This window comes from Bacillus sp. RK1064, assembly GCF_051488405.1.
Lineage (GTDB): Bacteria > Bacillota > Bacilli > Bacillales > Bacillaceae > Bacillus.
Genome location: NZ_JBPSCZ010000001.1, coordinates 2,997,073 through 3,024,020 on the forward strand (window position 1 = coordinate 2,997,073; position 26,948 = coordinate 3,024,020).

General features: G+C 42.9%; 30 protein-coding genes. 19 read left to right on the plus strand and 11 right to left on the minus strand.

Annotated elements, in window-relative coordinates; genetic code table 11:
• Positions 1–11 precede the first annotated feature (11 nt).
• The 10 genes from ACSSTM_RS15245 (at position 12) to ACSSTM_RS15290 (ending at position 8,722) form a co-directional block, all read left to right on the plus strand.
• On the plus strand, positions 12–962 hold the full coding sequence (locus ACSSTM_RS15245) for an ABC transporter substrate-binding protein (RefSeq protein WP_034659948.1): 951 nt from the start codon (positions 12–14) through the stop codon (positions 960–962).
• A complete protein-coding gene (locus tag ACSSTM_RS15250) occupies positions 928–1,986 on the plus strand; it encodes a FecCD family ABC transporter permease (RefSeq protein ID WP_034659946.1) in 1,059 nt (352 codons plus the stop codon). Before ACSSTM_RS15245 ends, ACSSTM_RS15250 begins: the two co-directional genes overlap by 35 nt.
• Positions 1,983–3,269 (plus strand): heme ABC transporter ATP-binding protein, encoded by a 1,287-nt coding sequence (locus tag ACSSTM_RS15255; protein ID WP_187704149.1) that lies wholly within the window; start codon positions 1,983–1,985, stop codon positions 3,267–3,269. The genes ACSSTM_RS15250 and ACSSTM_RS15255 overlap by 4 nt, the downstream gene beginning before the upstream one ends.
• Before the next feature lie 124 nt (positions 3,270–3,393).
• Entirely contained in the window at positions 3,394–3,966 is a 573-nt protein-coding gene (locus ACSSTM_RS15260; protein WP_437404229.1) for a cob(I)yrinic acid a,c-diamide adenosyltransferase, read from the plus strand.
• Between the two features lie 216 nt (positions 3,967–4,182).
• Complete coding sequence (locus ACSSTM_RS15265; protein ID WP_106043593.1) at positions 4,183–4,575, plus strand: hypothetical protein; 393 nt, start codon at positions 4,183–4,185, stop codon at positions 4,573–4,575.
• A gap of 15 nt (positions 4,576–4,590) precedes the next feature.
• Entirely contained in the window at positions 4,591–5,253 is a 663-nt protein-coding gene (gene liaH, locus ACSSTM_RS15270; protein ID WP_106043594.1) for a stress responsive protein LiaH, read from the plus strand.
• 111 nt (positions 5,254–5,364) lie between these two features.
• The gene (gene liaG / locus ACSSTM_RS15275; protein WP_060597277.1) at positions 5,365–6,234 is read left to right on the plus strand and encodes a LiaG family protein; all 870 of its coding nucleotides are present in this window, start codon (positions 5,365–5,367) and stop codon (positions 6,232–6,234) included.
• Positions 6,235–6,237: 3 nt separating this feature from the next.
• A complete protein-coding gene (gene liaF, locus ACSSTM_RS15280; RefSeq protein WP_181185435.1) occupies positions 6,238–7,029 on the plus strand; it encodes a cell wall-active antibiotics response protein LiaF in 792 nt (263 codons plus the stop codon).
• Complete coding sequence (liaS, locus tag ACSSTM_RS15285) at positions 7,026–8,090, plus strand: two-component system sensor histidine kinase LiaS (protein WP_437404230.1); 1,065 nt, start codon at positions 7,026–7,028, stop codon at positions 8,088–8,090. Before liaF ends, liaS begins: the two co-directional genes overlap by 4 nt.
• A complete protein-coding gene (locus tag ACSSTM_RS15290) occupies positions 8,087–8,722 on the plus strand; it encodes a response regulator (protein WP_437404231.1) in 636 nt (211 codons plus the stop codon). The genes liaS and ACSSTM_RS15290 overlap by 4 nt, the downstream gene beginning before the upstream one ends.
• A gap of 47 nt (positions 8,723–8,769) precedes the next feature.
• On the opposite strand, the gene ACSSTM_RS15295 is transcribed toward ACSSTM_RS15290, so the two are convergent.
• The 4 genes from ACSSTM_RS15295 to ACSSTM_RS15310 are packed head-to-tail and all read right to left on the minus strand — an operon-like array spanning position 8,770 to position 12,799.
• Positions 8,770–9,138: a hypothetical protein gene (locus tag ACSSTM_RS15295; protein WP_034659936.1), complete on the minus strand. Its 369-nt coding sequence runs from the start codon at positions 9,136–9,138 to the stop codon at positions 8,770–8,772.
• Positions 9,139–9,178: 40 nt separating this feature from the next.
• Positions 9,179–10,297, minus strand: coding sequence for a Ger(x)C family spore germination protein (locus ACSSTM_RS15300; RefSeq protein WP_437404232.1), 1,119 nt, complete (start codon positions 10,295–10,297; stop codon positions 9,179–9,181).
• Positions 10,294–11,388 carry a GerAB/ArcD/ProY family transporter gene (locus ACSSTM_RS15305; protein ID WP_060597275.1) on the minus strand — a complete coding sequence of 365 codons (1,095 nt, stop codon included), beginning with the start codon at positions 11,386–11,388 and terminating at the stop codon, positions 10,294–10,296. Before ACSSTM_RS15305 ends, ACSSTM_RS15300 begins: the two co-directional genes overlap by 4 nt.
• Positions 11,375–12,799, minus strand: a complete 1,425-nt coding sequence (locus tag ACSSTM_RS15310; protein WP_066030421.1) for a spore germination protein — start codon at positions 12,797–12,799, stop codon at positions 11,375–11,377. The genes ACSSTM_RS15305 and ACSSTM_RS15310 overlap by 14 nt, the downstream gene beginning before the upstream one ends.
• Positions 12,800–12,912: 113 nt before the next feature.
• On the opposite strand from ACSSTM_RS15310, the gene ACSSTM_RS15315 reads away from it, so the two are divergent.
• On the plus strand, positions 12,913–13,080 hold the full coding sequence (locus ACSSTM_RS15315; RefSeq protein ID WP_003213147.1) for a YvzF family protein: 168 nt from the start codon (positions 12,913–12,915) through the stop codon (positions 13,078–13,080).
• 89 nt (positions 13,081–13,169) lie between these two features.
• The gene (fumC, locus tag ACSSTM_RS15320) at positions 13,170–14,564 is read left to right on the plus strand and encodes a class II fumarate hydratase (RefSeq protein ID WP_034659931.1); all 1,395 of its coding nucleotides are present in this window, start codon (positions 13,170–13,172) and stop codon (positions 14,562–14,564) included.
• Between the two features lie 81 nt (positions 14,565–14,645).
• On the opposite strand, the gene ACSSTM_RS15325 is transcribed toward fumC, so the two are convergent.
• The gene (locus tag ACSSTM_RS15325; protein WP_095285801.1) at positions 14,646–15,524 is read right to left on the minus strand and encodes a TetR/AcrR family transcriptional regulator; all 879 of its coding nucleotides are present in this window, start codon (positions 15,522–15,524) and stop codon (positions 14,646–14,648) included.
• 192 nt (positions 15,525–15,716) lie between these two features.
• On the opposite strand from ACSSTM_RS15325, the gene spxO reads away from it, so the two are divergent.
• Positions 15,717–15,881 carry an anti-adapter protein SpxO gene (gene spxO / locus ACSSTM_RS15330; RefSeq protein WP_095285802.1) on the plus strand — a complete coding sequence of 55 codons (165 nt, stop codon included), beginning with the start codon at positions 15,717–15,719 and terminating at the stop codon, positions 15,879–15,881.
• A gap of 20 nt (positions 15,882–15,901) precedes the next feature.
• Here spxO and ACSSTM_RS15335 read toward each other — a convergent pair whose 3' ends face one another.
• Both ACSSTM_RS15335 and ACSSTM_RS15340 read right to left on the minus strand, forming a co-directional pair.
• Complete coding sequence (locus ACSSTM_RS15335; protein ID WP_034659929.1) at positions 15,902–17,233, minus strand: sensor histidine kinase; 1,332 nt, start codon at positions 17,231–17,233, stop codon at positions 15,902–15,904.
• Positions 17,230–17,907, minus strand: a complete 678-nt coding sequence (locus ACSSTM_RS15340; protein ID WP_034659928.1) for a response regulator transcription factor — start codon at positions 17,905–17,907, stop codon at positions 17,230–17,232. The genes ACSSTM_RS15335 and ACSSTM_RS15340 overlap by 4 nt, the downstream gene beginning before the upstream one ends.
• Before the next feature lie 336 nt (positions 17,908–18,243).
• On the opposite strand from ACSSTM_RS15340, the gene ACSSTM_RS15345 reads away from it, so the two are divergent.
• The gene (locus tag ACSSTM_RS15345) at positions 18,244–19,614 is read left to right on the plus strand and encodes a S1C family serine protease (protein ID WP_095285803.1); all 1,371 of its coding nucleotides are present in this window, start codon (positions 18,244–18,246) and stop codon (positions 19,612–19,614) included.
• Between the two features lie 45 nt (positions 19,615–19,659).
• On the opposite strand, the gene ACSSTM_RS15350 is transcribed toward ACSSTM_RS15345, so the two are convergent.
• Positions 19,660–20,502 (minus strand): oxidoreductase, encoded by an 843-nt coding sequence (locus ACSSTM_RS15350; RefSeq protein ID WP_080869544.1) that lies wholly within the window; start codon positions 20,500–20,502, stop codon positions 19,660–19,662.
• A 113-nt stretch (positions 20,503–20,615) separates the two neighbouring features.
• On the opposite strand from ACSSTM_RS15350, the gene ACSSTM_RS15355 reads away from it, so the two are divergent.
• From ACSSTM_RS15355 to ACSSTM_RS15365, 3 genes are all read left to right on the plus strand, one after another.
• The gene (locus tag ACSSTM_RS15355; RefSeq protein WP_170938423.1) at positions 20,616–21,062 is read left to right on the plus strand and encodes a YusW family protein; all 447 of its coding nucleotides are present in this window, start codon (positions 20,616–20,618) and stop codon (positions 21,060–21,062) included.
• Positions 21,063–21,209: 147 nt separating this feature from the next.
• Positions 21,210–22,040 carry an ABC transporter ATP-binding protein gene (locus ACSSTM_RS15360; RefSeq protein WP_003213584.1) on the plus strand — a complete coding sequence of 277 codons (831 nt, stop codon included), beginning with the start codon at positions 21,210–21,212 and terminating at the stop codon, positions 22,038–22,040.
• Between the two features lie 72 nt (positions 22,041–22,112).
• Complete coding sequence (locus tag ACSSTM_RS15365; protein WP_066030425.1) at positions 22,113–22,364, plus strand: YusU family protein; 252 nt, start codon at positions 22,113–22,115, stop codon at positions 22,362–22,364.
• 32 nt (positions 22,365–22,396) lie between these two features.
• On the opposite strand, the gene ACSSTM_RS15370 is transcribed toward ACSSTM_RS15365, so the two are convergent.
• From ACSSTM_RS15370 to ACSSTM_RS15380, 3 genes are read right to left on the minus strand one after another with little or no spacing between them, the layout of a single operon-like run.
• Positions 22,397–22,744, minus strand: coding sequence for a spore coat protein (locus tag ACSSTM_RS15370; RefSeq protein WP_034659918.1), 348 nt, complete (start codon positions 22,742–22,744; stop codon positions 22,397–22,399).
• An 11-nt stretch (positions 22,745–22,755) separates the two neighbouring features.
• Positions 22,756–22,989: a hypothetical protein gene (locus tag ACSSTM_RS15375; protein ID WP_223250686.1), complete on the minus strand. Its 234-nt coding sequence runs from the start codon at positions 22,987–22,989 to the stop codon at positions 22,756–22,758.
• Positions 22,990–23,033: 44 nt separating this feature from the next.
• The gene (locus ACSSTM_RS15380; RefSeq protein WP_003212904.1) at positions 23,034–23,171 is read right to left on the minus strand and encodes a YuzL family protein; all 138 of its coding nucleotides are present in this window, start codon (positions 23,169–23,171) and stop codon (positions 23,034–23,036) included.
• Between the two features lie 199 nt (positions 23,172–23,370).
• Between ACSSTM_RS15380 and ACSSTM_RS15385 the strand changes: the two genes are divergently transcribed.
• Positions 23,371–25,758: a 3-hydroxyacyl-CoA dehydrogenase NAD-binding domain-containing protein gene (locus ACSSTM_RS15385; RefSeq protein WP_437404233.1), complete on the plus strand. Its 2,388-nt coding sequence runs from the start codon at positions 23,371–23,373 to the stop codon at positions 25,756–25,758.
• A 12-nt stretch (positions 25,759–25,770) separates the two neighbouring features.
• Complete coding sequence (locus ACSSTM_RS15390) at positions 25,771–26,946, plus strand: acetyl-CoA C-acetyltransferase (protein ID WP_034659915.1); 1,176 nt, start codon at positions 25,771–25,773, stop codon at positions 26,944–26,946.
• The last annotated feature ends 2 nt before the right edge of the window (positions 26,947–26,948 follow it).

The window sequence follows — 26,948 nt, forward strand, 5'->3', positions numbered from 1 at the left end:
GGGGTTCATTCATGAAAAAGTTAACGGCCATTTGGCTATCGCTATTGCTTGTGATGGGTGTTTTAGCAGGATGTGCAGGTGCTGAGACAGATCATAAAGCAAAGAGTTCACAAAATAACGAAACAGCGGCTGCGGCATTTCCTGTCTCGATTAAAGATGCAGCTGGTAAAACAGTCGAAATCAAAGAGCAGCCTAAGCGTATTGTTTCATTAATTCCAAGTAATACAGAGGTTGCCTATGCGCTTGGTCTTGGCGATAAAATGGTTGGACGATCGGATTTTGACAATTATCCAAAGGAAGTTGAAAAGGTAGAGAAGATTGGCGGACTTGAATTCAATGTCGAGAAGGTCATTTCCTTAAAGCCTGATCTAGTATTAGCTCATGCATCGCAGATGGGATCAAAAGATGGATTTAAACAGCTTGAAGATGCAGGAATTCAAGTACTGACTGTAAATGATGCCACCTCCTTTAAGGATGTGTACAAATCGATCAATATGATCGGTGAAGCAACAGGTGTAAAAGAAGCATCAACAAAGCTTGTAGATGAGATGAAAACAAAATTGAATGACATCAAGAAACAAGCAGAGGCGATCTCCAAAGACGAACAAAAAACAGTCTTTGTCGAAGTATCAGGTGCGCCTGAAATCTATACAACAGGTACAAATACATTTATGGACGAAATGCTTTCTGTTATCCATGCGAAAAATGCTGCTGGCGATCAAACTGGCTGGGTGCAAATGACAGAAGAAGCGATTATCAAACGAAATCCTGATGTGATCGTCACAATTGATGGTTCCAGCTTAGCTGATCTGAAAAAGAGAGACGGCTGGAATGCGATCAAAGCAGTGAAGGAAAAACAAGTCTTTCAATTGAATACGGATCTCGCATCAAGACCGGGACCGCGATTGGTTGAAGGAGTCGAGGCTCTTGCGAAAAGCATCTATCCTGACACGTTCAAATAAATTCATCATCGCATACACACTAAGTGTTTTACTTCTTGTGGTGAGCATTGGAATGGGAATCTCCTTTGGAAGCTTAGGGATTCCCATTCCTTCTATTCTCCGTATATTTGTTCATGAACTATTCGGGGTGCAGATTGGCACAATAGATTCAATTGATCGCAATATTATGATGAATATCCGGCTGCCGAGAGTGATATTAGCGGCACTAGTCGGAGCAGCGCTGGCGTTATCAGGTGCAGCCTTTCAAGGTTTATTAAAAAATCCCCTTGCTGACCCATATACGCTGGGTGTATCTCAAGGGGCATCAGTTGGAGCCGTCGCCACACTATTTTTCAGCTTGCAGCTCCCTTTGCTCGGCAGTTTCACACTGCCTTTTTTCAGTATGGCAACAGCGCTTGTGACCCTATGTCTCGTCCTCTTTTTTGCGCGTCTTGTTCATCGGGGGATGAGCATCTCTTCTTTAATTTTAACAGGGGTGATTTTCAGCTCTTTTTTGGGTGCGCTTATATCATTGATGATTGCTTTAACAGGTGATGATCTAAAAGAGATTATTCATTGGCTACTCGGCAGTGTGTCCATGAGGGGCTGGCGCTATATTGCGCTTTTCCTTCCTTTCTTTCTTGTCGGGACCTTTGCATTAATGCTGATGGGACGAGATTTGAATGTCATGACGTATGGCGAGGAGAAGGCAAAGCTATTAGGTGTTCATGTGAGAAGGAGCAAATATATAGTGCTGCTTGCTGGCTCGATTCTGACTGGTAGTGCGGTAGCGGTGTCAGGGACGATCGGATTTGTGGGACTTGTGATTCCGCATTTTATTCGCCTCTTAGCCATCACAGACCACCGGCACCTCCTGCCTTTGTCTATGCTGAACGGCGCTTCCTTTCTCGTTTTAGCAGATGTGTTATCCCGTACGATCATTGAACCGACTGAATTACCGATTGGCATCATTACTGCGTTAATTGGTGCCCCTGTATTCGGCATCATCCTCATCCGTAAATATAGAGGAGGGACGCATCTATGATTCAAGTGAAGGAAATCAGAGGTGGATATGGAGAGAAAGAGGTCATACGTGGCATCAGCCTTGAGGTAAAGCAAGGAGAATTTCTCGGTATACTTGGTCCAAATGGGAGCGGTAAGTCGACCTTGCTTAAAATGATTTCTGGGATGCTGGCACCTGACAGTGGCGAGGTACGCCTGAGCGGCCAACTGGTTCAATCCTACCGTCCAAAGGCGCTTGCGCAAAAAATGGCTGTTCTACCGCAGAAAACGGACCAAGCCTTCTCATTTACAGTGGAAGAAACGGTTCAATTCGGTCGTTACCCATATCAAAAAGGATGGCTGCAATCTGTTACGCGAGAAGATATGCAGGTCGTAAACAAAGTAATGGAACAAACGGATGTTGCACAATTTAAGGATCAATCCATTCATGAGTTGAGCGGGGGAGAACAGCAGCGTGTGTACTTGGCACAGGCATTAGCCCAGCAGCCTGAATATTTATTGCTGGATGAACCAACCAGTTTTCTTGATTTGGCCTATCAAAAAGACTTGCTTGATTTAATTAAAGAAGAGACCACTTCCTCTAGGCTGACGGTGATCGGCGTGTTTCATGATGTGAACATCGCCAGTTTATATTGTGACCGGCTGCTGCTGCTTGATGAAGGAAAGACGGAAATGATAGGACTGCCGCATCACGTCTTGACGCCTGAGCGAATCAACCGTGTGTATGAAACAGAGGTAACGCCGCTCCAACACCCGCGAAGAGCAAACCCTCAGCTGATCATTGAGCCTGCGGGGGCTTCTATAGCATCAAATACAAAGTTAGCGGATGGCTGGAAAACGTATGGCTCAGAAGGAATGACGTTTTCCCTCAAACAGCCGCTCCGCGTCCTTTCCTCACATCAGAAAAGGGGCGGCTTCTTTTGGAAAAGATCTCTCAGAACAGGAACTGAGATACTTCGTGACGAGCTGGATGATTGTGAAGGAATATTGTTTTACGACCAACCGAGTGGACCAAACCAATTTGCTGCTGAAGACACAGAAAACGACATGGTGCTTTACGGCATGCGTCATCAAGAAGAGCTGACCATTTGGCTTGTACTGAAAGAATCTTTATCAGACGGATCGTCTGTTCAGCTCATGGGGCAGCTTGCCCACATGATTAAACAGGAGACGAGCATGTCCATTCATCATCTTTGTATCGCTGCTGCCAATATGAAAGAAACAGAAGATGATAAGCATTTACACGAAAGATTAAGGCAGAAAGTGCACCGTCTTCTTTATACACTGAATGCCATTCAAAAGTGAACCAAGGGGTTCGCTTTTTTTGTTTATGATGCGATGAAAATCACAGTGCTTTAGTTAAACAAATACATCATTTCCACTTCAGGTTATACTAAAAGGACAAAGCAATAGACTAGGAGGAAAACCGATGAAACTTTATACAAAAACAGGGGATCAAGGTCAAACAGGCTTGATCGGCGGGAGAGCCGATAAGGATGATGTGAGAGTAGAGGCATACGGCACGTTAGATGAGGCGAATAGCTTCATTGGACTCGCACATGCAAATTTACGTCAGCATGGCGAATTGTTTCAAGACATTTTGTCAGAGCTGATTGTGATACAGCACGAGCTCTTTGACTGCGGCGGTGATTTGGCAGCAGTCAAACCACGGAAAGAAGGCAAATTAACTGATGCTTCTGTAGCAGTCCTTGAACAAAGAATGGATGTCTATGTAGAAGAAGCCACGCCTCTCACAAAGTTTATTTTGCCGGGCGGCCAGGAAGGCGCTGCTCTCTTACATGTGGCGCGGACAGTCGTCAGAAGAGCAGAGAGGCATATTGTGACGCTTGCGAAGCAGGAGGAGATTCCAGCGGTTACACTCACCTATGTGAACCGTCTATCCGACTATTTATTTGCAGCCGCACGAGTCGTGAATCATCGGCTCGGTGAAGCTGATGTTAAATATGAACGAAGCGCAGACGTGTTTCGGTCTACACGCTGAAAAGAAGACAAAGGGCTAAAATAAAGATCATTTTAGCCCTTTGTCAACAATCTGAAGCACTCTTCGAATGAGAAGAGTGCTTTTTTATTAGGTTCTATCGCTTAGTCTGAGCGAAGTTACGACTCTGGTCGCAATGAAAGATCAATCTGCGACACGTTTTGCCAGCTCTCTTTTTTGACTAAAGTAAAAGCAAGGAGCAAGAAAGGAGGCATGAAGATGAAAATAACAAGTAAAACCATCATCGGTTCGATTTTAATGTTTGTCGGTCTATCCATCTTCTTCGGTGGTTCACTAGGAGGGCTGATCCCGATTCTGATTGGGGCGTGGCTCATCTATGTAGGTGTAAAGAAATATGAGAAAGGCAGTAAAACGTTCGGTGTCATTCTAGCGGTCATTGGTGTACTGCTCGTTGTGCAATCTTTGCCATTTATCCTTGGAATCGCATTGGCTGGGGGGCTTCTCTACTTCGGCTGGACGATGATCAATGGTGAACAGGCAAAAGAATCATCAACCAGATCATATATGGAGCCAAACACGGCACCGAAAATGGAAGAACCTATTCACACGTCATTTGATCAAGAATGGGAAGACTTTTTAAAGAAAAAATAAGAGGAGGAATATCAAATGGTATTCAGAAGAGTAAGAGATATGTTTGTTGCAACGGTCAATGAAGGCTTAGATAAATTGGAGAATCCGCGTGTCATGCTGAATCAGTACGTTCGTGATATGGAGGACGATATTGCCAAAGCGAAACATGCGATCATCAAACAGCAAACGATTCAACAAGGCTTCCTGCACAAAGCAGAAGAGACAGAAGCATTTGCTGATAAAAGAAAGAAGCAGGCTGAGCTGGCATTTCATGCAGGAGAAGAGGAACTTGCACGAAAAGCGCTCACAGAAATGAAGTATTTTGAAGAAAAGCATCAGGAATATCAGGAAGCTTATCAGCAATCTGTGAAACAATTGAAAGAGCTGAAAGAGCAATTGCAGCAGTTAGAAACGAAGCTGCGTGATATTAAAGACAAGAAGCAGGCTCTGATTGCAAGAGCAAATGCTGCACAGGCAAAGCAGCATATGAACGAATCCATGAACAAAGTAGACAGTGAAAGTGCATATAAGGAATTTCTTCGAATGGAGAACCGTATCGAAGAAATGGAGACAAAAGCGGGCAGCTATGCACAATTTGCCGATCAAGGAGCATATGCTCATCTAGACTATGCGGATGAGGTTGAAAAAGAATGGCAGAAGCTCAAGCTGGAGAAGAAGCCTGAGCAGCAAGCAAACTAAGGAATCGATGTCAGATCGGAAGAAAAGCAGGATTTTTCTTCCGATATTTGATTTCTTTCTGTTTCGCTTTTACTTATAATGAAAAGGTCAGAAGATAAAAGGATGGTACGAATGAAGCGGTTAATCGGTCTAATTTGTATACTTGTAGGTGTCTTTTTAATGATTGGGATGCTTTTCAAAAATGAAGATCTCTTTCATTTGAGTTTCTCCCGTGAAAAAGCAGTCACAACAGCTTCAGCGAAAAAAGATGAAATTGATCAATTAGATATCTCTCTTTCTGGGTTTCGCGTGAAGGTAAAGCCTGAAAATCGTTCCGATATTTCCGTGATTGTCGTTAATGGGAAAGGGAAAATGTATGCGGACCAAACAGGCAGTACATTCAACGTCCGTGCTGAAAATAAAGGATTCTTGTTTTTCTCCTCATTTGAAAAAGGAGAACTCTTAGTCAAAATTCCAACAGATTATCATAAAAATGTGAAGATTACGGGTGGAAGCGGGGTCAGCGAGATGGATGGCGAAGGGAAGCTGTCTCTTCAAGATGTGACGCTCAAATCAACAAGCGGAAACCTCAAAGCCGAGAATTTCTCAGCAAAAAATGTAGAAATCAAAGCGACATCGGGCAGACTCTCCGTGTCTCACATCGATGCGAAAAATAGTGATATTGGGGCAACCTCGGGACGTGCCGATATTAAAGATGTCAAAGGGGAGCTGCAACTAGGCATGACAAGCGGTAGATTAACGGCAAGTTTTGATACCATTGCGTCACCTGTCTCCTTTCATATGACATCAGGCAGTGCCAAATTTAATTTACCGGATGAAGGAGATTTCAATGTCCGGGTGAAAAAAACAAGTGGAAGTGTCGATCACTCCTATCACTTTGATCAAGCGGATAGTGAAGGACGAGGCTTTACAGGCACGCGGGGAAAAGGAACACACTTAGTCGATATTGAAATGACAAGTGGAAACTTAAAGCTGCGGTAATGAATGGAAGAAAGGAAGGAGGCGAGTCAACTGCGTTTTTCAAGGAATCAAATTTTAGGCATCATTGTCGTGATTTTTGGTATTAATCTATTTCTCAAAATTATTGGGATCGGAGCCGATTTGTTTTGGCCTGTGTTTTTTGCGCTGGCTGGCTATTGGCTGCACTCAAGATCCAAACGTTGGCTCGGTTCAGTTTCCTATATTTTTGCCGGCTTTCTCTTTTTAAAATTTCTGCTCAATATTACATTTAGTCTCACAGGATATTTATTTGCGGCCTTTTTGATATATGCCGGCTATCGCTTATTGAAGAATAAACCCGTTTTTGATGTCGATAAAAAGGAAGCATCGGACGATGGAAAGCCTTCGCTGAAAGTCAATCTTGAAAAAGAGGGCGACCAAAAGAAAACAAAGAGCCAGACAAAGCCGCGCAAAGAGCATGACTTTTTTATCGGTGAGGTCAGGCTGATGAAAAAGCCGTTTCAATTAAGTGATTTGACGATTTCAGGGTTTATCGGGGATGTCAAAATCGACTTATCAAAGGCCATTATCGCAGAAGAAGAGAGCACGATCGTGATTAGCGGGCTCATCGGAGATGTGGATATTTACGTACCGCAGGATATTGAAGTATGTGTGAGTGCTTCAGCTGCAATTGGTGATATGAAAATTATCGATGAAAAAAGAAGCGGATTCGGCAGTAAAGTGTATGTGATGACCAACAATTACGATGAGAGCAAACGAAAAGTGAAAATCTCCATCTCTTTACTGATTGGAGATGTGGATGTGAGATACTTATGAGGAAACTCCATCTAGGTATCCAGTGGCAATCTATTCGTCTTGGAGTAGGGATCTCGCTTGGTGTTGTCATCATGACGATGCTGCCCATGTTTTTTTATTATCAGCTTGATCCGATGATTCTCCTCTCTACCCGCTGGTTCGGCATTCCGTTTTTTTGTATTTTACTGATCATTAGTCTTGTCATTGGGGTTTCTGCCTCGCATGTATTTGGCTATCAGCATAAGAAGCGTCTCGATCAGCTTGTAGAGTCGATTTTAAAGTTTGAAAATGGGAACTTTGCATACAGACTGCCGTCTCTTGGCGACGATGAAATTGGCTTAGCGGCAGATCAATTAAATGAAATGGCGAAACGAGTTGAAGGGCAAGTAGCTTCTTTGCAAAAGCTCTCGAATGAACGGGCTGAATGGCAGGTGCAAATGAAGAAATCCGTCGTTTCAGAAGAACGTCAGCGTCTAGCACGAGAACTGCATGATGCGGTTAGCCAGCAGTTGTTTGCGATTTCGATGATGACCTCTGCGATTCTTGAAGGCATGAAGGAAAGGGATGAAAAGATTTTAAAGCAAATGCGCCTAGTCGAACGAATGGCTGGCGATGCACAAAATGAAATGCGTGCGCTTTTGCTTCATCTAAGACCGATCACCCTTGAAGGAAAAGACTTGAAAAAAGGCTTGATTGAACTCCTAAATGAATTTCAAGCAAAGCAGCCGATTGATATTGATTGGGAAATAGAAGATGATGTTCCGCTGTCTAAAGGAGTAGAGGATCACCTCTTCCGAATTGTACAGGAAGCCCTGTCAAATGTGTTCAGGCATGCAAAGGCGACAAAGGTGACGGTACGTCTGCTCATTCGAAATCGGCAGGTGCAGCTGAAGATTATCGACAATGGGATCGGTTTTCAAACAGATCATGTGAAGACAGCTTCCTACGGACTTGAATCGATTCGTGAAAGAACAAGTGAAGTAGGCGGTGTCGCAGAGATTATGTCATTTGAGGGAAAAGGAACTCAAATCGATGTGAAGGTCCCCATTTTTGATGAAGGAAAAGGAGAGAACGTTCGATGATTCGAGTACTTTTAATCGACGATCACGAAATGGTGAGAATGGGGCTTGCTGCCTTTTTAGAGGCGCAGGCTGATATTGAAGTCATTGGTGAAGCGTCAGATGGACAAAAAGGTGTAGAGCTTGCGGTTGAATTAAAGCCAGATGTGATTTTAATGGATCTTGTCATGGAAGGAATGGATGGCATTGAAGCAACGAAAAGAATTTGTAAGGAAATTGAAGATGCTCGAATTATCGTTCTGACGAGCTTTATTGACGATGATAAAGTCTATCCAGTGATTGAGGCAGGTGCTTTAAGCTATTTATTAAAAACATCCAAGGCAGGAGAAATTGCGGATGCCATTCGGTCTGCAAGTATCGGCGAACCAAGACTTGAATCAAAAGTGGCTGGAAAGGTCATGAATAAACTCCGTCATTCCTCAAATGGATCGATCCTTCATGATGCATTAACAGCAAGAGAAATGGAAATCTTGAAGCTGATTGCGGATGGAAAGTCGAATAAGGTCATTGCCGAGGAACTATTTATTACAGTTAAAACAGTGAAGACACACATTACCAACATTCTTTCCAAACTCGATGTAGAAGACCGGACGCAAGCGGCTGTGTATGCGCATCGTCATAAGCTGATTCAATAAAATAAAAAAACAGCTTTCAAATGAAAGCTGCTAGAACATGCGTAAAATTAGTCCTTCTGTCCTGTGATCGGACGTTCGGATAGTTGATGGAGCTCAGGAACTGGAAAAGCCTCCTGCTCCTCGGCCGATTTGTCTTCTAGGGCTTTCTTCATCTCGGATAATAGCTGTACGCTCTCCTTTGCCACTGCTGCTTTTTTCTCCTGCAAACCAATGATCTGTGAAAGTCCGACGAATAAACCGCCTCCAATAAGAAGGAGCGCAGGGGTTTGTCCATAATAAATCACAATCAAAAATGTGCTCGAAAAGCTGTCGGCTTCAATGAAGAAATCTTCTTTTGATTGCATGAATACAACGACTAACAGGAGTATTCCTAGAATCAAAAATAGAATGCCGGCCGAAAGTAAAGCTCGTTTCATGATTGACACCCTTTTTTTCTTACCATTTTAACATACTCTATCAGGATTGTGTTGCGCCCTTAGTCCCGAAGTCACGGATTTTCACATTTGCTTTGTAACGAATATCTGATTCACTAAAAATCTCATCCCAATGTTTTGCTTCTTTTCGAAAGTCCTTTGGGTAGGCAATACTCGCCTTTTGATAAAACCCGCAAATATCTGCTTTAATCTCATGCTGTAATTCTCCGATGAAATCCTTTACGTTTTTCTCTAATCGACGCTTGACAACGCCTTCAATTTCTCTGAGATACTTTTCATTAAAAGCGTTTTCGCGTTCATTCCAATCCTCAGACAATCGCCCATCAAGATCCACTGACACATCAAATTGATATTTTCCACTGGCTGATTTATGGGTTTTGATATGGTGCTTGATTTTGAAAATCTCAAAAGAGTAGAGGCTGTGATCATATTCAAATTGTATGACTCCGCCTTCTCCGTCCCCAGTTAACAAATTGTATGACTCCACTGCTGACGGAGAGATATTGGCTAGAAATCGTCTATTCTTAATAATAGAGGCACCGTCGATCATTAATTTTCCTTGATCGACGCTGACTTTCGGAAGAGCAAAGGATACATTGTTTTGCATGGCAGAAGAAATATCTCCTAATGAGACCGTCTTGAACATGGAAATGGTCGTTTTTCTGTTTTCTGAAAGATCGTATAAGGTCGAAGAGGCTGGCTGTCCGTCGTCATTGATTTTCAGCATGTCCCCAGGTTTCTCAGAGGTCATAAAGACGAGGCTGCCTCTCCGCGTTTCATTGTCTCGAATGAATTGATTAATGACGAGGTCAAAATTATTCTCATTGATGAGCTCCTCAGAAAATAAATACACCCTTAGCTGCTGCGCAAAAATGCGGTGGCTTTTCAGCGCCGTTGTGCGGAAAATTTGATGCATAGAATCCCCGCTTGTTTCAATGATTTTCGTAGGGTCTTTGATGCTTGCTTCCTGATCGATCTTTTGAGGAACGAGGACTTGCATAGACAGCTTTAATTTATGTCCTTGGTCCCCTTTATCTACTGCAAACCCAATCGCCATGTTGAGCTCCTCAATATTTGTACTATCCCAGCAACCACTTAATAGAACCAGCATCAAAAGAGCACAAGCTGCCTTCTTTTTCATGCTGTTTTCCGCCTCCTTTTGAAAAAAACGATTATAAATAAGAGAAACGGGAGAATGCCGAACAGCAGGAAAAAGAGGTTGTTCACATAGGTTAAATAATCTCGCACTGTATCGACATCCTTTGGGAAAATCGCTGCAAAGTAAATGACAATTCCCATTAGAGCGACGACTACCTTTTTAGGAAACTTGGTCAGTCTGGATACCCCGATTGCGGCAAAAAATGTATATCCGACAAAGCTTGTATACAGCTGAACCAGCCAAACGATAAGCAAAAATGATTCAATTCGTTCAATAAAAATCCCCTGAATATCAAACGATTGGAATAAGGCAATGGTCGGCCAAGTCAAAGTCGCCGTTTCTTTGACCGTCAGCGCACCTATCACAAGAATATAAGTGAAAATATAAATAATCGCAGGAATCAAAAAGCCGACTGTTCCATAAGCAAAAGTGTGTTTTTGCGTGTTCATATAAGCAGGCATAAACAGCATCATTTCAATGCCGACAAACGATATGGCTGATGCATTAAAGGAATTGAAGACAGGGGAGAACCCCTCTCCTAAAACGGGCCGGAGGTTATCTAACTTAAATTCTTGCAAGCTAAGTCCGTAAGCGACAAATAAGATGATGAGCGTCACAATCAAAATAAAAGGAAAAAGCCTGGCTAAATCACCAATCCCGCCAATCACAAGATAAAAACCAACTATAATAAAGCTGATCATTGTCACCGCTACAGGCGTGTTTTGAAGCAAAAAGAATTTCACCATTTCCGACATCGCTCGTACTTCATAGCTGGCGACGCCAAGAAAATAAATAATAATCAAGAGGTTGGCAAGAGCGCCAATCCATTTTCCAAGCCCCTCGTTCGTATAATCATAATAAGAGGAGAAGGGGACTTTTTTCATCATGAGGACATTTGCAAAAATAAACACAATGTAAATGACACTCATGAGTAAGAGTGCAATCCAGCCGTCAGGTGTAGCCGCAGCCTGAGCCATTGATCTTGGCAGAATCATCATACTTGCGCCTAGTGTTGTATTGGCAATAATGGCACTTGCCTGATAGCTGGTAATCGACTCTTTATGATTGACCATGTCGTTCTCCTTTCTGTTGATTTTTTAAAGGCAATCGAATAATGGAATTGTCTTCGTTTTTATAGCTGAACACAAAATCTGGTGAGAAATAAGGCGTGCCAAAACTTTTTTGCCGCGTGAGATGAGTAAGGAGTACAAGCATAAACAGCACAATCCCATATAAACCAAAGGTAGCCGCAGTAAACATGGACACAAAGCGGAGCACGCGAAAGGACATGCCCATCCCATATTGAGGAACAGTAAAGGATGCAAGTGCAATGACACTAACGATAATCACCATAATCGAGCTGACAATATGTGCCTGAACGGCAGCCTGTCCAATGACAACCCCGCCAACAAGTCCGATCGTTTGACCGAGCGGATTTGGCAGCCTTAAGCCAGCTTCCCGCAGCAGCTCAATGGTCATCTCCATGATGAGTGCCTCGACAATGGGTGAAAAGGGGACATTTTCCCTTGTGCTCGAGATTGTAATAGCCAAAGTGGTTGGCAAAAGACCTTGATGAAACGACACAAGCGCAATATAAATGGCTGATAGAAATAACGTCAGAAAGATCGAGGTAAACCGCAGCAAACGAATAAGAGAGGCGGCGATCCATCTTTCATAATAATCATCGGGTGATTGCATAATTGTCGCAAGGGATGCAGGTACAATTAACACAAAAGGTGAATGATCGACAAAGATGGCGACCCGGCCATTATTTAAAGCAGATGCCACTTTATCCGGCCGTTCTGTGTTTTGAATTTGCGGGAAAGGAGAATACACATTGTCTTCAATGAGCTCCTCAAGAACACCAGAGTCCTGTATATCATCAATGGTGACTTGCTTGAGCCGTTTTTTGACTTCCTTTAAAACAGGCACTTGAACGATACCGTCGATGTACATGATGGTCACCTGAGTGTATTTCTGTAGACCAATCTTCATATCGACGGTTTTGAGATCAGGATTTTTCAAGCGCTGTCTTACAAGCGCTAAATTCGTATTTAAATCTTCAATAAAGCCAATTTTTGGTCCTCTCACGACTGTTTCAGAGGTAGCATCCCCTAAACTGCGTTTCTTCGTTCCATGCGTTTCTAAAATATACGCATGCTGAAATCCATTAATGAGCACCACGCAATGCCCTTCAAAAATCGCATCGACCAATTGTTCAGAGGTCTTCACCGAACGTGTAGTCATCATCGATAAATTGGATTCCAGCTTCTCTTTTGTGAGAGACGTATGATCTTGGAGAAGCAGCTTCAAAAAGGTTTGAATCTCCATCTTTTCGTTCATTTCTTTTATGTATAAATAGTAAACAACTTGCCCGTGAGGCAGCGTTTTTTTCTCATGAACCAAATCGTCCATTTCCTTTAATTGCGGGAGAATGACGGAGAGATTATCGTATAAGTGCTCTTTCAATGGAGTCTGATTCAAAAGGATCACCCGCCTCAATAACTTTTTCTTAGCATTACCTGCTTGAAAAAACAATATTCTGTGTTACATTATTTTGTGGTAAAAGAAAGAATGAGGGTTTTGGAGGAAACAAGATGGCGCAAATTCGTTTAGCAGGAACAAAAGAGGAGATTGACCGTATTCTACAGTCGTTTGACAAGCATTATGAAGTGACATATACATCAAAGGATTACGGAAAAACGAACCCAAAATACAAATATTCGAAAGATGTCCGCGTTTATATTGAACTAAAATTAAAATAAAGATAAAATTTTAATTGAAAACGCTTAAAGGATTTTGGTTTTTTGTATAGAATAGAGTTGAGTGATGAGAAGCTATGGAGGGATACATAATGACGGAATTTAGAATCGAAAAAGATACAATGGGCGAAATCAAGGTGCCAAAGGACAAGTTCTGGGGTGCACAAACACAACGAAGCAAAGAAAATTTCAAAATCGGTTCTGAGAAAATGCCAAAGGAAGTTGTGAATGCGTTTGCAATTTTGAAACGTAGCACAGCGATTGCCAACGAACGTCTTGGCAACCTTGAGAGCGAAAAAGCAGAAGCAATTGCTGCTGTATGTGATGACATCATCAGCGGAAAGTATGACGAGCATTTCCCGCTTGTTGTATGGCAGACAGGCAGTGGAACACAAAGTAACATGAATATGAACGAAGTTGTTGCAAATAGAGCAACTGCTTACTTGAAAGATAAAAATAGTGAGTTCAGCATTCATCCGAATGATGATGTCAACCGCAGCCAAAGCTCAAACGACACATTCCCAACTGCTATGCACGTGGCAGCTGTTTTAGCTGTGTATAAAAAATTATTGCCGGCGATTGATCAATTAAGAGCCACTCTTGATGAGAAAGCAAAAGCGTATCAAGAGATTGTTAAAATCGGCCGTACGCACTTGCAAGACGCAACACCACTGACAGTAGGTCAAGAGATTAGCGGCTGGGTGTACATGCTGGATCGTTCAAAAGAAATGATCCTAGAATCAACTGAAAAAATGAGAGAGCTTGCGATTGGCGGAACAGCTGTTGGTACAGGGATTAACGCACATCCTGAGTTCGGACAATATGTCGCTGAGGAAATCAGCCAACTGACAGGTCAAACATTCAATTCTTCACCAAACAAATTCCATGCGCTGACAAGCCATGATGAAATTACGTATGCACACGGTGCCCTAAAAGCACTTGCAGCTGATTTAATGAAAATTGCCAATGATGTGAGATGGCTGGCAAGTGGTCCGCGCTGCGGAATTGGTGAATTGATCATTCCTGAAAATGAACCAGGAAGCTCCATTATGCCAGGTAAAGTCAACCCAACTCAAAGTGAAGCTTTAACAATGATTGCAGCACAAATCATGGGGAATGATGCAACAATCGGTTTTGCCGCTAGCCAAGGAAACTTTGAGCTGAACGTATTTAAGCCGGTCATCATTTATAACTTCTTACAATCAGTTGAATTACTTGCTGACGGCATGAACTCATTCCATGACAAGTGTGCAGTTGGAATCGAACCAAACCTAGAAACAATCGAGAAAAACTTGAACAATTCATTGATGCTTGTGACGGCACTCAACCCGCACATCGGATATGAAAATGCAGCGAAAATTGCAAAGCTTGCTCACAAAGAAGGTTTAACATTAAAAGAAGCAGCACTTCAATTAGAGCTGCTAACAGAAGAGCAGTTTGAAGAGTTTGTGAAACCAGAAGAAATGGTGACACCGAAAGCAAAATAAGAAACCAGGGGCAGCAGCCCCTGGTTTTTTTCATTGAACGTGATGTGAACAAAATGAATACCCAGGGAACTGCCCTGGGTGTTACAAATGATCCTCTTTCAAAATGCGCAAAAGTGATTCAGAGTTGGTTTGGAGCGGTGCGTATAATTTTAATTGATACAGCATGCCTTTTACGATGACTTGTCTTGGTTTTTGTTTGTTTAATTCATTTTCTAAAATGCCAAGCGCTTCAAATAAATCTGGCTCATCTTTCACTTCATAGTGTGCTTCAGCCTGCTCTCTTAATTCTTTTAAAAGAGATTCTGTCAGCGGGTCGAATGACCGTTCGTAAATAGGACCAAACCAATCGCTCGCTTGATCTACAGAGATGAGCGGAAAATCATTTCGCTCCATCATACCGCCCATCAAATCATCGATACGGTGAATCATCGTTGCAGCTAGCTCCTCAGCCTCCAGCTGAAAATCATATAAAATCGCAAGCTCGAAATAAACGTGGCTCATGCCCTCAATCGTCAAACAAAGATCAGCCATATAAGGAATCGCTGCATCTCCATATACCTGCTTAATGTTATCAATGTGAAGCTGAATGGTGGCAAGTCTGATTTGTTTTGCGAGCAGCTGCGTTTCTTCATTCATTGGCAGTGCTCGATCGCTCAGCTGCATTTTAATAAAATCCTTTTGCTGTAAAATATTATCGTAGTAGACAGTGAGCTGCTTTCGGTAGGCTTCCTTTGGTGTGCCGCCCTCTGTTTGAACCTCGTGAATCCGGGTAAATACCTTATCATAATAGTAGTGCAAGATTGAAATGAGCAGTGCTTCCTTTGATTTGAAATAAAGATAAAAAGCACCCTTTGACATGTGGCATTCATCCGCAATTTCCTGAACAGACGTTGTATTGTAGCCTTTGCTGGCAAACAATTTCATGCCGGCCTCAATGATCATTTTTTCTTTCTTTTTCAATATGAATGTCATCCTTTCTTACCGAGAGACAAATGTCTTAGGAAACGTGCGCAAAGAGATGTGACTTATCGGTCATAAACGACGAAAGTTTTCAAAAATTAATCAGATTGTAACTTGTTTTTTACAGTGTAATTCTTTATATTATAAAGTAAGGTGACCAACTGGTCAAAAAATGTGAAAGGATGATGTTCCATGAGAGAAATCGATGATATGATGAGACGCTTGCGAACAAAAGGAATACAAGTAGAAAAAGTCAAAATGCCGAAAGAGACAACCATTGAAAAGAAATGGATGTATCAAGCTGGCAAGAAAATCAAAGCCACATACCGTGATTTCAATGGGTATTCATTCATCTAAAAAAGACTGCGGTCAAAAACCTACAGTCTCTTCTTTGGAACCGTGATCGTATAACGTACACCTAGATCATCATTTTCAATTGATATAGACGCTTGATGCATGGAGAGAATTTTTTTGACAATGCTTAATCCAATACCGAATTCGCCCTTTTTTCCCTTACTAAAAGGTTCGTATAGGTTGGATAGCATATGTTCTTCAATGGGAGGACCGTCGTTACGAATGACAATGCGTATTTGATCCTCTTCCTGTTTCATTTGGATATCAATTTTACTTTTTGCGTAGCGGAGTTGATTTTCTAGTACATTCTCAAATAATTTGCTCCATTGTTCTGGATCGCCTTCAAGAGCAGCCTCATCATCTAAGTCCACGTTCCACTGCAATTCATTTTTCGACCAGCGTATTCGGTCGACCACTTCCAGCATCGTATTACTGAGTAGGAAGGAAGCATGTGCGGGGTGTTGTTTTGATAAATAATCAAGCTTTGTTAAGTACAGCAAATCCTTGATTTTCTTCTCAAGTTTTTCCGCTTCACCTTCAATGACTTCCACCGTTTGTTCAAGATCTCCCTTAGGAAAAATACCATCTTTAATCGACTGCGTATAGCCGCGGATGACCATGACAGGCGTCTTTAAGTCATGTGATATATTTTGCAAAAGAGTCCGTTCTGTTTCATCCTTTTGAATGAGCTTTTGTCTCATTTCTTCAATGGTATGACCAAGCTTCCCGATCTCATCTTGCCGGTCAACGATGACAGGGTCGTCCCAGTCCTCTTGCGCAATCCGCTTCACGTGCTTTTCAAACGCAACGATTGGACGGGATAAGTAGCGGGCAAGCCAAATCGATGGAATCCAGCTTAATAAAATAACGGTGCCAAGGATAAATATCAGCTGTTTAAACAGCGTAAAGGACAGGTCGTCTCGATAAGAGTCTGGTGCATAGGACAGAAGAATATATTGTGTATTGTCTGTTGATACTTTTTTGATGACAAAAAAGATGTGCTGGCCATTCACCTCTTCAGAATAGCGTTTCGTTGCACTTTTTTGTTTTTTCACAAAGGCTTGGATTTTCTCAATAAAGGCGTGCGGGAAAAACTGCGCCATTTGGTTTAATTCATCTGACGGAATCAGAATGTGCTGCACCGAGCGGTTTTCCGGTGTCGACTTTGGCGAGCCGTCTCGGTTCAACGGATATTCTGTGAGCACCTGCTGTTCATTTTCGATATTTTTATAAATTTCATTCGTGAAAAAGTTTCGTAATGTATTGGAAAATAGGATGATCAGGACAATCGAGATCGTGAGCAAAATACCAGAGATGACGACCCAAATTTGAAAAGCGAGCGGTTTGTTCTTCATCCTTTTAGCATCCTATAGCCAAATCCATAGATGGTCTCGACCTTTAAGTCGGGCATTTTTTTGCGTAGCCGTCTGACAAGGTCGTCGACCACACGATCTGTTCCGAAGTAATCGTGTCCCCAAATTTTGACGAGGATATCTTCACGAGAAAAAGCATGTCCCTGATGATGTGTAAATAAAAGCAGCAAGTCAAATTCCTTAGAAGTTAAGTTAATCAGCTGATCTCCTTCATACACCTCTCTTACATCCTCATGAATGACATAGGAGGAGACGGGTGTGACGCTTTTCTGCTGCGGAGTATCGCTATTTTTGTACACAAGCTCAAGCAGCTTTTGCACCCGAATGATCAGCTCGCGCGGAAGAAATGGCTTCGCAATATAATCACTGCTTCCCAGCTCTAAGCCGAGGACACGGTCGATATCTGCATCGCGTGCCGAAATGAAAATGACCGGTATGTCAGGTGATGCGGCTTTGATTTCTTTAATGAGTGTGTAGCCATCTGTATCAGGCAGCATGATATCTAAAATCCATAGATGCGGCGGCTTGTTCATTGCCCGGCGTGCCGCTTCTCCGGTTAAAAAAGAGGAGACATTCCAATTTTCACTTTCTAAATATTTGGTTAAAAGTTCGTTTAAGTTTTGTTCATCTTCCACTAAATAAATGGTGTACGACAAAGTCTTCCACATCCTCTCAACGTCATTATAACGGGATACAAAGGCGGCATGTCAACAATCACATGCTTTTTTCACAATTTCACATATTCTTCTCATCATTATCCCATAATGTTTGTTTATGATAAGCTCAAGGGAAAAAAGGGCATAGACAAAAGGTAGATAAATAGGTGCTTTTCACGAATGTGCGCACCTTGCTTTTTTTCTATCAATAAGTATTATATAATTTGACATATTGTCATGAAGTATCTTCAATGATATTGCCATTAAGAGGACATGAGTCCTATCTAAACATATGAATCAAGCAAGTCATGAACACGATGTAAAGGAGTGCAAGCGATGGATTTCCGAAGAGAAGATGAAGAGAAGAAGATGAATCATCAAGAAGATGTGCATCAAGAGAATGAGAAACAAATAGACGAACCAGAAAAAGAAAAGGAACTCGTTTATCAACCTCATGAAAACGAAGCATCTGCCACTCAGGAGAGTGTGACCAACCATTCTCCTCAAATGGAGGATGACCGTGCGTCGAAAAAGGAGAAAAAGCGGAAAGCGGCATGGCTCAGTCCGATCCTTGGAGGGATTATTGGCGGAGGCCTTGTGCTTGGCATTACACCGCTTTTGCCGCAGTCACAGGACACAGCTGCAAACACACAAACGCAAACAGCTTCAAGTGAGCCGGCAGCTTCTGATAATTTCTCAACAAAACAAATCACCAATGCCACGAATGTCGCTGATATGGTAGAAGATTTAGAGCCAACCATTGTAGGAGTCTCAAACTATCAATCTACACAAAATTCGTTTGGCCTTAGCGGTGACTCAACAGAAGCTGAAGCTGGAACGGGTTCTGGTGTCGTCTTTAAAAAAGATGGCAAAAAAGCGTACATTATTACAAATAACCACGTAGTCGAGGGTGCCAATAAACTGAAGGTCACACTTTATGATGGGAAAACAAAAGACGCAAAGCTGGTCGGCAATGATGTGATGACAGATTTAGCTGTTGTTGAAATCAATGCAGACGGCATTGATAAAGTGGCGAGCTTTGGTGATTCTTCTAAGCTCCGTGCTGGAGACAAAGTGATCGCAATTGGGAACCCGCTCGGTGCACAGTTCTCTGGTACTGTGACAGAAGGGATTATTAGTGGTCTTGATCGTACAGTTGAAGCGAACACATCATCTGGTACGGTGGAAATGAATGTACTGCAAACAGATGCAGCGATTAACCCCGGGAACAGCGGGGGACCGCTTATCAATACAGATGGTCAAGTGATTGGCATCAACAGTTTAAAAATTAGCGAAAGCGGTGTGGAATCACTTGGCTTTGCGATTCCAAGTAACGATGTCAAACCGATTGTAGATGAGCTGTTGAAAAATGGAAAGGTTGAACGTCCTTACCTTGGCGTACAAATGATTGACCTTGAGCAAGTGCCTGAAACGTATCAAGAAAATACGCTCGGCTTATTTGATAAACAAATCGGCAAAGGGATTTATGTAAAAGATGTATCAAAAGGATCACCTGCACAAAAAGCAGGCTTGAAATCTGGAGATGTCATCATCAAATTCAAAGGGAAAAACGTGGTAAACAGCTCTCAGCTGAAAGAAATTTTGTACAAAGAAACAAAAGTCGGCGATAAAACGACAATGACTGTCATTCGTGAAGGGAAAAATAAAAATCTAGACATTACCCTTGGACAGTCTGAAACCGAATAAATAAAAAAACAGGTGGACGTTAAAGGTCTACCTGTTTTTTTATGCTTATTTTTTTGAAGAGAGTGTACGTAATATGATCTTTTCCCACATGCTCCAAGGCAAGAGCTGCTTTGCTGTGAATGAAAGTCGCACCCCTTTCCCAATCGGATATCTCAACTTTTTCAGCCGTTTCTTCTCGGCTAATCGAATCACAAGCTCTGCGACTTCACGCGGGTCACCGTAGTTGGTTTTCTGGGCATTGATATAAACCATCATCTTTTGATAGATGCTTGTGTATTTCGATCCTTCCCCTGGCTGCAACATGTGCTCGTTCATAGACGTGTTCCAAATATTTGTTTGGAAAGAGCCTGGCTCGATCAAGGCTGCCTGTATACCGAACGAGGCCAGTTCAATGCGCAAGCTCTCTGTATAGCCCTCCAAAGCAAACTTGGAGGATACATATGGAGAAAGCGCGGGCATTCCCATTAATCCGCTGATGCTGCTCATATTGAATATCTTTGCACCATTTGTCATAAACGGAAGGACGGCTTGTGTCATTTCCATGACTCCGAAGACGTTTACATCAAATTGCTGGCGGTACGTGTCAACAGGAACCTCTTCAGCAAAACCCGCATATGCTGTTCCCGCATTGTTGACAAGCAAGGTAATGAGGGCGTAAGCATGTAGCTTTTTCTGAAATGCTTGAATCGACTGCGTATCTGTCACATCTAATGCTTCAATATGTATCGCTTCGGATAAAGAGGCTTGCTTGATCTCTTCGGCAAGCTTTTTCGCATTGGCTTCCTGCCTGACCCCTGCAATCACTGTATAGCCTTGTTTGGCGAGACCTATCGTGATGAGCTTGCCAAAGCCGCTATTGGCGCCAGTTACAATGGCTGTTCTTTTCATCATCTCGTTCTCCTTTTTGTTTCAATCTACCATAGTCCGCTGTTTTATTGAATAACGAAAAGCAGGATGGAGAAGAATAAAAAGCGATGATAAGAAATAGGAGGAAGCACATGATGTGTTGGAAGAAGGCGGGACAAATAGGAGTGCTGCTTTTTATGCTGTCTGGCTGCCAATCAATCGAACCGCTGCAGCAAACAAAGGAAGCAGAAGCAGAGAGTCTCTCAGCGGTTCAAATGAAGGAACTTCCATTTGAGCATCTCCACCTGCATGTTCAATACGGGCAGAAAAGCGAATTATACGAAGCCACCTATCGTCAGGCGAAAGGCAAAGAAGAAGCACTTATCCGTGATCATATGAACGGTGTCCGCTATGAAGGTGAAGAAGCATTACGCGAGATGAAGATGAAGCTAAATGATATGTCTATTCCTAGTGAGAAGATCAATGATGCGTATGTAAATGAGCTATTAGCCGCTTTTAATCTAGACGATGATTATCAGCGGATTCAGGTCGATATTAAGCTTGAAGATGGGACCAAACGTACATTCCAAAAGAAGAAGTAAAACGAGACTTTCTCATTTTTTAATTGAAAATGATTTTCAAGATCACTTAAATCTGATACACTAAATTGAGATAAGTGATCTTTTCCGTCTATACATAGACGATATTTCATATAAAAATTTGCATGAGAAAAGGAGCGTTTGAGCGGAATGAGTGCCATTTCTACTGAAGGTTTAAGCTTAGGCTACGGAGAAACAATGATCATAGATGAACTAAATGTATCAATCCCTAAGGGTGAAATCACAGTATTTATTGGCAGCAATGGATGCGGTAAATCCACGCTACTTCGCTCTTTGGCCCGTCTCATGAAGCCAATGGGTGGTTCTGTCCTGCTTGAAGGTCATTCCATTGCCAAATTACCAACAAAGGAAGTAGCGAAACAGCTCGCCATTCTTCCGCAAGGACCAGAAGCGCCAGAAGGATTGACGGTGCATCAATTAGTGAAGCAAGGCAGATATCCTTATCAAAATTGGCTGAAGCAGTGGTCGAAGCAAGACGAGGAAGCGGTGAATCGCGCACTGAAGTCAACAAAGATGGAAGACCTCGCTGATCGAACGGTCGATTCATTATCAGGTGGACAAAGGCAGCGTGCATGGATTGCGATGACGTTAGCACAGGAGACGGATATTATCTTGTTAGATGAGCCGACGACGTATTTAGACATGACGCATCAAATTGAAATTCTAGACCTTCTGTTTGACTTAAATGAAAAAGAGCAGCGCACGATTGTCATGGTTCTTCATGACCTGAATCTCGCATGCAGATATGCTCATCACCTTGTGGCGATTAAAGACAAGACGATTTATGCAGAAGGAAGACCAGAAACAGTCATTAATTGTGATCTTGTGAAAAATGTCTTTGATATGAACTGCCAAGTGACGACAGATCCTTTATTCGGGACACCATTATGTATTCCGCACGGTAGAGGACGCTGTATTGTACAGCAAGCGCAAGCGGAGACATTTCTTGCTGCAAGATAATCGTATGTCAAAAGCCTGACATCTGTTACGCACAGAGTCAGGCTTTTTTCTTAAAAAGGGAGCGGAAACTCAATGGGAAATGAATTAGATGAAAAGCTTGAGGGCTTGCTTGATAAATATACAGAGCTGCTGCTTGGTGAATCAACAGACGCACTGAAACAAGATGTGAAACAGTGGGTGATCTATTCTCATATTGCAAAAAGCATGCCGCCTCTAGCCAAGCACTTTAATGAAACGTATCCAGAAGCGAAGGAAGAAATCAAAGAAACAATTCAGCGGATCAAACAAATGAACGAAGCTCATCGAGCCAATCAAGACCGTTAAAAAACTGCCAGCACTACACTGGCAGTTTTTCTTTATGACATCTGTGATGGTCCGTATGGAGATTGATCTGTCAGTGTTTGCTGGAATTTCTGGTGTGCCTGCTGGAGCTTTTGCTGTTCAGCGGCTTCAACAGAATACCAGCCATATCGGAACATGACATCATATAAATGTCTTTGTGTTTTCTGAGTTTCTAGCGCAATTCGCTGAATATCTTGGTAAAGAGATTCATGACTGAATTCATTGAGCGCTGTGTTGTAACCGCTTGTCATATATTTTTCAGTCGACAAAAGGTCTGTGACAAAATCGCGATCATTCATGTTTGTTGTCGTGGGAACCGGAGTTTGTGGATTCCCGATTTTTTGTTGGTTTTGTTGTTCCATGTTTTTTCCTCCTATTGCATAAAGCCAGTAGACTGGCCTTGCCCTGAGCTGCCTAAATGCTGAAGAATTTGTGTGTAATGCTGATGATGCATTTGGCCCACTTGATTTAATTCTTGTTTCAAAGTCTGGTCTTGGCAGTGCTCGGCCATAAAGTGAGCCTTTTTCATAGCGATCAAGTTCCAATTCAGCATATCCTCTAAGTACAAGGAATCCTTCACTGAAATGACTTGCGGGGGCATATTCATTTGCTGATTGTTCAAGCTGTGTTCCTCCTTACGATTTTGTTTCCTTACTGATTCTTTTTATATTGCTGATTTTGACTGGTCTTTTTACCGCCTAGGTCTGCTTCCTGTGATGGACCTGCGTTTCCTTTTACACTTGCAGCACTTACGCCTGCTTTCGATGGGTTTTTCTTCAAACGAGACATGTGGACATCACCTCCATTCTTACAATGCCCTCTCATCTTTAATTCATACGCCGCAAAGTAAGGCACATGAGAATGTGTAAATTTTTGAAATCCGCTCTTGAACTGTTTCGGAAAATCTTTTAAGATAAAGAAAGAGGCATTGCTTTTTTTTGGACAAAAAATGAATGACTGTTCATTCAAAATGTTTAGGGGGATATTTATGGGCAAACATATTCGCAAGGCGGCTGTCATTGGTTCAGGTGTCATGGGCTCAGGCATTGCTGCGCATCTAGCCAATATCGGGATACCAGTAACATTGCTAGATATTGTGCCAAACGAACTGACAAAGGAAGAAACGGCGAAAAAGAGAACGCTTGATCACCCTAGTGTTCGGAATAGATTAAGTCAAGAAGCGATGAAAAAATTGTTAAAGCAAAAGCCAGCACCTCTTACATCAGCAAAAAACCTATCATACATCACACCGGGAAATCTCACAGATCACCTTTCCTTATTACATGATGCTGACTGGATCATTGAAGTCGTCACTGAAAAACTCAGCATCAAACAACACGTATTCTCTCTCATCGACGAACACCGCAAAGAAGGCAGCATCGTATCAAGTAACACATCCGGTATTTCGGTTGAAAAAATGGCAGAAGGCCGATCAGATGATTTTAAACGCCACTTTTTAGGCACACATTTTTTTAACCCAGCTCGTTATTTAAAGCTTTTAGAAATCATTCCTATTCAAGAAACAGATCCAGAAGTACTTGCATTCATGAAAACGTTTGGTGAGGATGTACTTGGCAAAGGCGTCGTTGAAGCGAAAGATACGCCGAACTTTATTGCCAATCGTATTGGTACTTATGGACTCCTTGTGACAGTGCGTGAAATGCTTGAAAACAAATACACCATTGGAGAGGTGGACTCGGTCACAGGACCCCTCATTGGAAGACCGAAAAGTGCGACCTTCCGTACACTTGATGTCGTAGGGCTCGACACGTTTTCCCATGTAGCCCGCAACGTATATGACCAAGTAGAAGGAAAGGAAAAAGATATTTTCCAGCTGCCTGAGTTTATTGAAACAATGCTTGAAAAAGGATGGATTGGCAGCAAGGCAGGGCAAGGATTTTATCAAAAAAATGGAAAGGGCATTTTAGAACTTGATCCTGTGACGCTCACGTATGGAGAACGAACGAAGCTTAAAGATCCAGGCATTGAGATGGCGAAGCAGCAAAAAGGGACGAAAGCGAAATTGAAAGCGCTTATTTATCAAGATGGCCGTGCAGGACAATTGCTTTGGAACATGACGGCACCTGTGCTCCTTTATTCAGCTCAGTTAAAAGGTGAAATTGCGGATGATATTCAGTCCATCGATAACGCAATGAAATGGGGATTTGGCTGGCAGCACGGTCCATTTGAGCTCTGGGATGCAATCGGTGTGAAAAAAGCAGCTGAGCGCATGGAAGCAGAAGGTCACAGCATCCCGCAGTGGGTGCAAGACATGCTGTCAGAAGGACACGACACATTCTATCAAGTGAATGCTGATGGAGAGCGTGCGTTTTATCACAATGGGGCTTATGAACAGGAAAAAGGAAACGAAAAGAATATTTCTTTAGCGAAATTGAAAAAGAAGCAGGGCGTGATTTTTAAAAATTCTGGTGCGAGCTTAATTGATATCGATGATGATGTCGCCTTGCTCGAATTTCACTCCAAAAGCAATGCCATTGGACTAGATGTCATTGACATGATCAATCGCGCTGTCGATGAGGTGGAACAGAATTATAGAGGGCTTGTCATCGGAAACCAAGGGAAGAACTTCTGTGTTGGTGCCAACCTTGCTCTGATTTTAATGGAAGCTCAGGACGATAATTTCTTTGAAATTGACTTTGTGATCCGCCGCTTCCAGCAGGCAATGATGAAGGTGAAATATAGCGACCGTCCAGTCGTTGCTGCACCGTTTGGCATGACACTCGGAGGCGGAACAGAGGTTTGTCTGCCGGCAGCAGCTATTCAAGCGTCCAGTGAAGCATACATGGGTCTTGTTGAAGCGGGAGTTGGACTGATTCCGGGCGGTGGTGGAAACAAAGAATTATACCTTCGCCATCTGCAAGGATCAGCTAAGCCGACGCAGACCGCTATACAAGATGCCACGCTGAAAACATTTGAAACGATTGCAATGGCTAAAGTATCCACTTCGGCTGAGGAAGCGCGGGATATGAACATGCTCCGCGTGAGTGACCGAATCAGTATGAACGGGGACCACCTGATCTATGATGCGAAACAACTCGTGCTCTCTCTTGATGAAGCGGGTTATCGTGCACCGCTCAAGCAGAAGGTGCCCGTCATGGGAGAAACAGGCTATGCAGCAATGATATTGGCTGCTGAAAATATGAGACTGTCTGGATACATTTCAGAGCATGACATGACCATTGTCAAAAAATTAGCTCTTGTCATTTCCGGCGGGAAACTGCCATTTGGAACAGAGGTAGAGGAGCAATACTTATTAGAGCTTGAAAGGGAAGCCTTTTTAAGTCTTGTAGGAGAAGTGAAATCACAGGCACGCATGCAGCACATGCTCGTCAAAGGAAAACCTTTACGTAACTAAGGGGGAGTCAAAATGAGAGAAGCAGTCATTGTCGCTGGCGCGAGAACACCAGTAGGGAAGGCGAAAAAAGGATCGTTAAAACATGTTCGGCCTGATGATATGGGCGCATTGTGTGTAAAAGAAACATTAAAGCGTGCCGGTAATTACGACGGACAGATAGATGATTTGATCATCGGGTGTGCAACACCAGAAGCAGAGCAGGGGTTAAATGTGGCTCGGAATATTGGGGCGTTAGCAGGGCTTCCGTATACAGTACCTGCCATCACCATCAACCGCTACTGCTCATCTGGTCTTCAGTCAATCGCTTATGCGGGTGAACGGATTATGCTCGGCCAGGCAGAAACGATCTTAGCCGGAGGAGTCGAATCGATGTCACAGGTGCCGATGATGGGTCATTCCATTCGTCCGAATGCTCAATTGGCAGAGCAAGCGCCTGAATATTATATGAGCATGGGCCACACGGCAGAGCAAGTGGCGCAAAAGTATCAGGTCACACGTCAAGATCAGGACGCCTTTGCGGTAAGAAGTCATCAAAAGGCAGCCAAAGCATTGCAGGAAGGGAAATTTTCAGATGAAATCGTATCCGTTGATGTAACAGAGCGGCGGGTAGGGGAGCAATATCAATTAGAAGAGCATTCATTCACCTTCTCACAGGATGAAGGCGTGAGAGCGGGCACAACGGAGGAGATTCTTTCCACTTTGCGTCCGGCTTTCTCAACAAAAGGCACGGTGACTGCAGGGAACTCTTCTCAAACAAGTGACGGCGCTGCGTGTGTGATGATGATGGACCGTGAGAAAGCATCCTCACTCTCCCTTCAGCCGCTCGCCAAGTTCCGGGCGTTTGCTGTTGGCGGTGTACCGCCTGAGGTGATGGGAATCGGTCCGATTGAAGCCATTCCGCGTGCGCTGAAAATCGCTGGACTTGAGCTGAAGGATATCGGGCTGTTTGAATTAAACGAAGCGTTTGCCTCTCAGGCAATTCAAGTCATTCGTCATTTAGGGATCGATGAAGAGAAAGTGAATGTCAATGGCGGGGCAATCGCGCTAGGGCATCCGCTCGGCTGTACAGGAACGAAACTTACACTGTCACTCATTCATGAAATGAAACGGCGAAACGAGCAATTTGGCATCGTCACAATGTGTATCGGCGGGGGCATGGGAGCAGCAGGAATTTTTGAATTGATCTAAAG

Bases quoted from the DNA above. Each gene is read 5' to 3' on its own strand.
- ACSSTM_RS15290 (WP_437404231.1), top strand. From the start codon at position 8,087: ATGATTCGAGTACTTTTAATCGACGATCACGAAATGGTGAGAATGGGG.
- ACSSTM_RS15295 (WP_034659936.1), bottom strand. From the start codon at position 9,138: ATGAAACGAGCTTTACTTTCGGCCGGCATTCTATTTTTGATTCTAGGA.
- ACSSTM_RS15335 (WP_034659929.1), bottom strand. From the start codon at position 17,233: ATGAAGAACAAACCGCTCGCTTTTCAAATTTGGGTCGTCATCTCTGGT.
- ACSSTM_RS15315 (WP_003213147.1), top strand. From the start codon at position 12,913: ATGGCGCAAATTCGTTTAGCAGGAACAAAAGAGGAGATTGACCGTATT.
- ACSSTM_RS15365 (WP_066030425.1), top strand. From the start codon at position 22,113: ATGGGAAATGAATTAGATGAAAAGCTTGAGGGCTTGCTTGATAAATAT.
- ACSSTM_RS15370 (WP_034659918.1), bottom strand. From the start codon at position 22,744: ATGGAACAACAAAACCAACAAAAAATCGGGAATCCACAAACTCCGGTT.
- spxO (WP_095285802.1), top strand. From the start codon at position 15,717: ATGAGAGAAATCGATGATATGATGAGACGCTTGCGAACAAAAGGAATA.
- ACSSTM_RS15305 (WP_060597275.1), bottom strand. From the start codon at position 11,388: ATGGTCAATCATAAAGAGTCGATTACCAGCTATCAGGCAAGTGCCATT.
- ACSSTM_RS15380 (WP_003212904.1), bottom strand. From the start codon at position 23,171: ATGTCTCGTTTGAAGAAAAACCCATCGAAAGCAGGCGTAAGTGCTGCA.
- liaH (WP_106043594.1), top strand. From the start codon at position 4,591: ATGGTATTCAGAAGAGTAAGAGATATGTTTGTTGCAACGGTCAATGAA.
- fumC (WP_034659931.1), top strand. From the start codon at position 13,170: ATGACGGAATTTAGAATCGAAAAAGATACAATGGGCGAAATCAAGGTG.
- ACSSTM_RS15385 (WP_437404233.1), top strand. From the start codon at position 23,371: ATGGGCAAACATATTCGCAAGGCGGCTGTCATTGGTTCAGGTGTCATG.
- liaF (WP_181185435.1), top strand. From the start codon at position 6,238: ATGGAAGAAAGGAAGGAGGCGAGTCAACTGCGTTTTTCAAGGAATCAA.
- ACSSTM_RS15390 (WP_034659915.1), top strand. From the start codon at position 25,771: ATGAGAGAAGCAGTCATTGTCGCTGGCGCGAGAACACCAGTAGGGAAG.
- liaS (WP_437404230.1), top strand. From the start codon at position 7,026: ATGAGGAAACTCCATCTAGGTATCCAGTGGCAATCTATTCGTCTTGGA.
- ACSSTM_RS15355 (WP_170938423.1), top strand. From the start codon at position 20,616: ATGTGTTGGAAGAAGGCGGGACAAATAGGAGTGCTGCTTTTTATGCTG.
- liaG (WP_060597277.1), top strand. From the start codon at position 5,365: ATGAAGCGGTTAATCGGTCTAATTTGTATACTTGTAGGTGTCTTTTTA.
- ACSSTM_RS15260 (WP_437404229.1), top strand. From the start codon at position 3,394: ATGAAACTTTATACAAAAACAGGGGATCAAGGTCAAACAGGCTTGATC.
- ACSSTM_RS15375 (WP_223250686.1), bottom strand. From the start codon at position 22,989: ATGAATATGCCCCCGCAAGTCATTTCAGTGAAGGATTCCTTGTACTTA.
- ACSSTM_RS15345 (WP_095285803.1), top strand. From the start codon at position 18,244: ATGGATTTCCGAAGAGAAGATGAAGAGAAGAAGATGAATCATCAAGAA.
- ACSSTM_RS15255 (WP_187704149.1), top strand. From the start codon at position 1,983: ATGATTCAAGTGAAGGAAATCAGAGGTGGATATGGAGAGAAAGAGGTC.
- ACSSTM_RS15300 (WP_437404232.1), bottom strand. From the start codon at position 10,297: ATGAAAAAGAAGGCAGCTTGTGCTCTTTTGATGCTGGTTCTATTAAGT.
- ACSSTM_RS15360 (WP_003213584.1), top strand. From the start codon at position 21,210: ATGAGTGCCATTTCTACTGAAGGTTTAAGCTTAGGCTACGGAGAAACA.
- ACSSTM_RS15350 (WP_080869544.1), bottom strand. From the start codon at position 20,502: ATGAAAAGAACAGCCATTGTAACTGGCGCCAATAGCGGCTTTGGCAAG.
- ACSSTM_RS15245 (WP_034659948.1), top strand. From the start codon at position 12: ATGAAAAAGTTAACGGCCATTTGGCTATCGCTATTGCTTGTGATGGGT.
- ACSSTM_RS15265 (WP_106043593.1), top strand. From the start codon at position 4,183: ATGAAAATAACAAGTAAAACCATCATCGGTTCGATTTTAATGTTTGTC.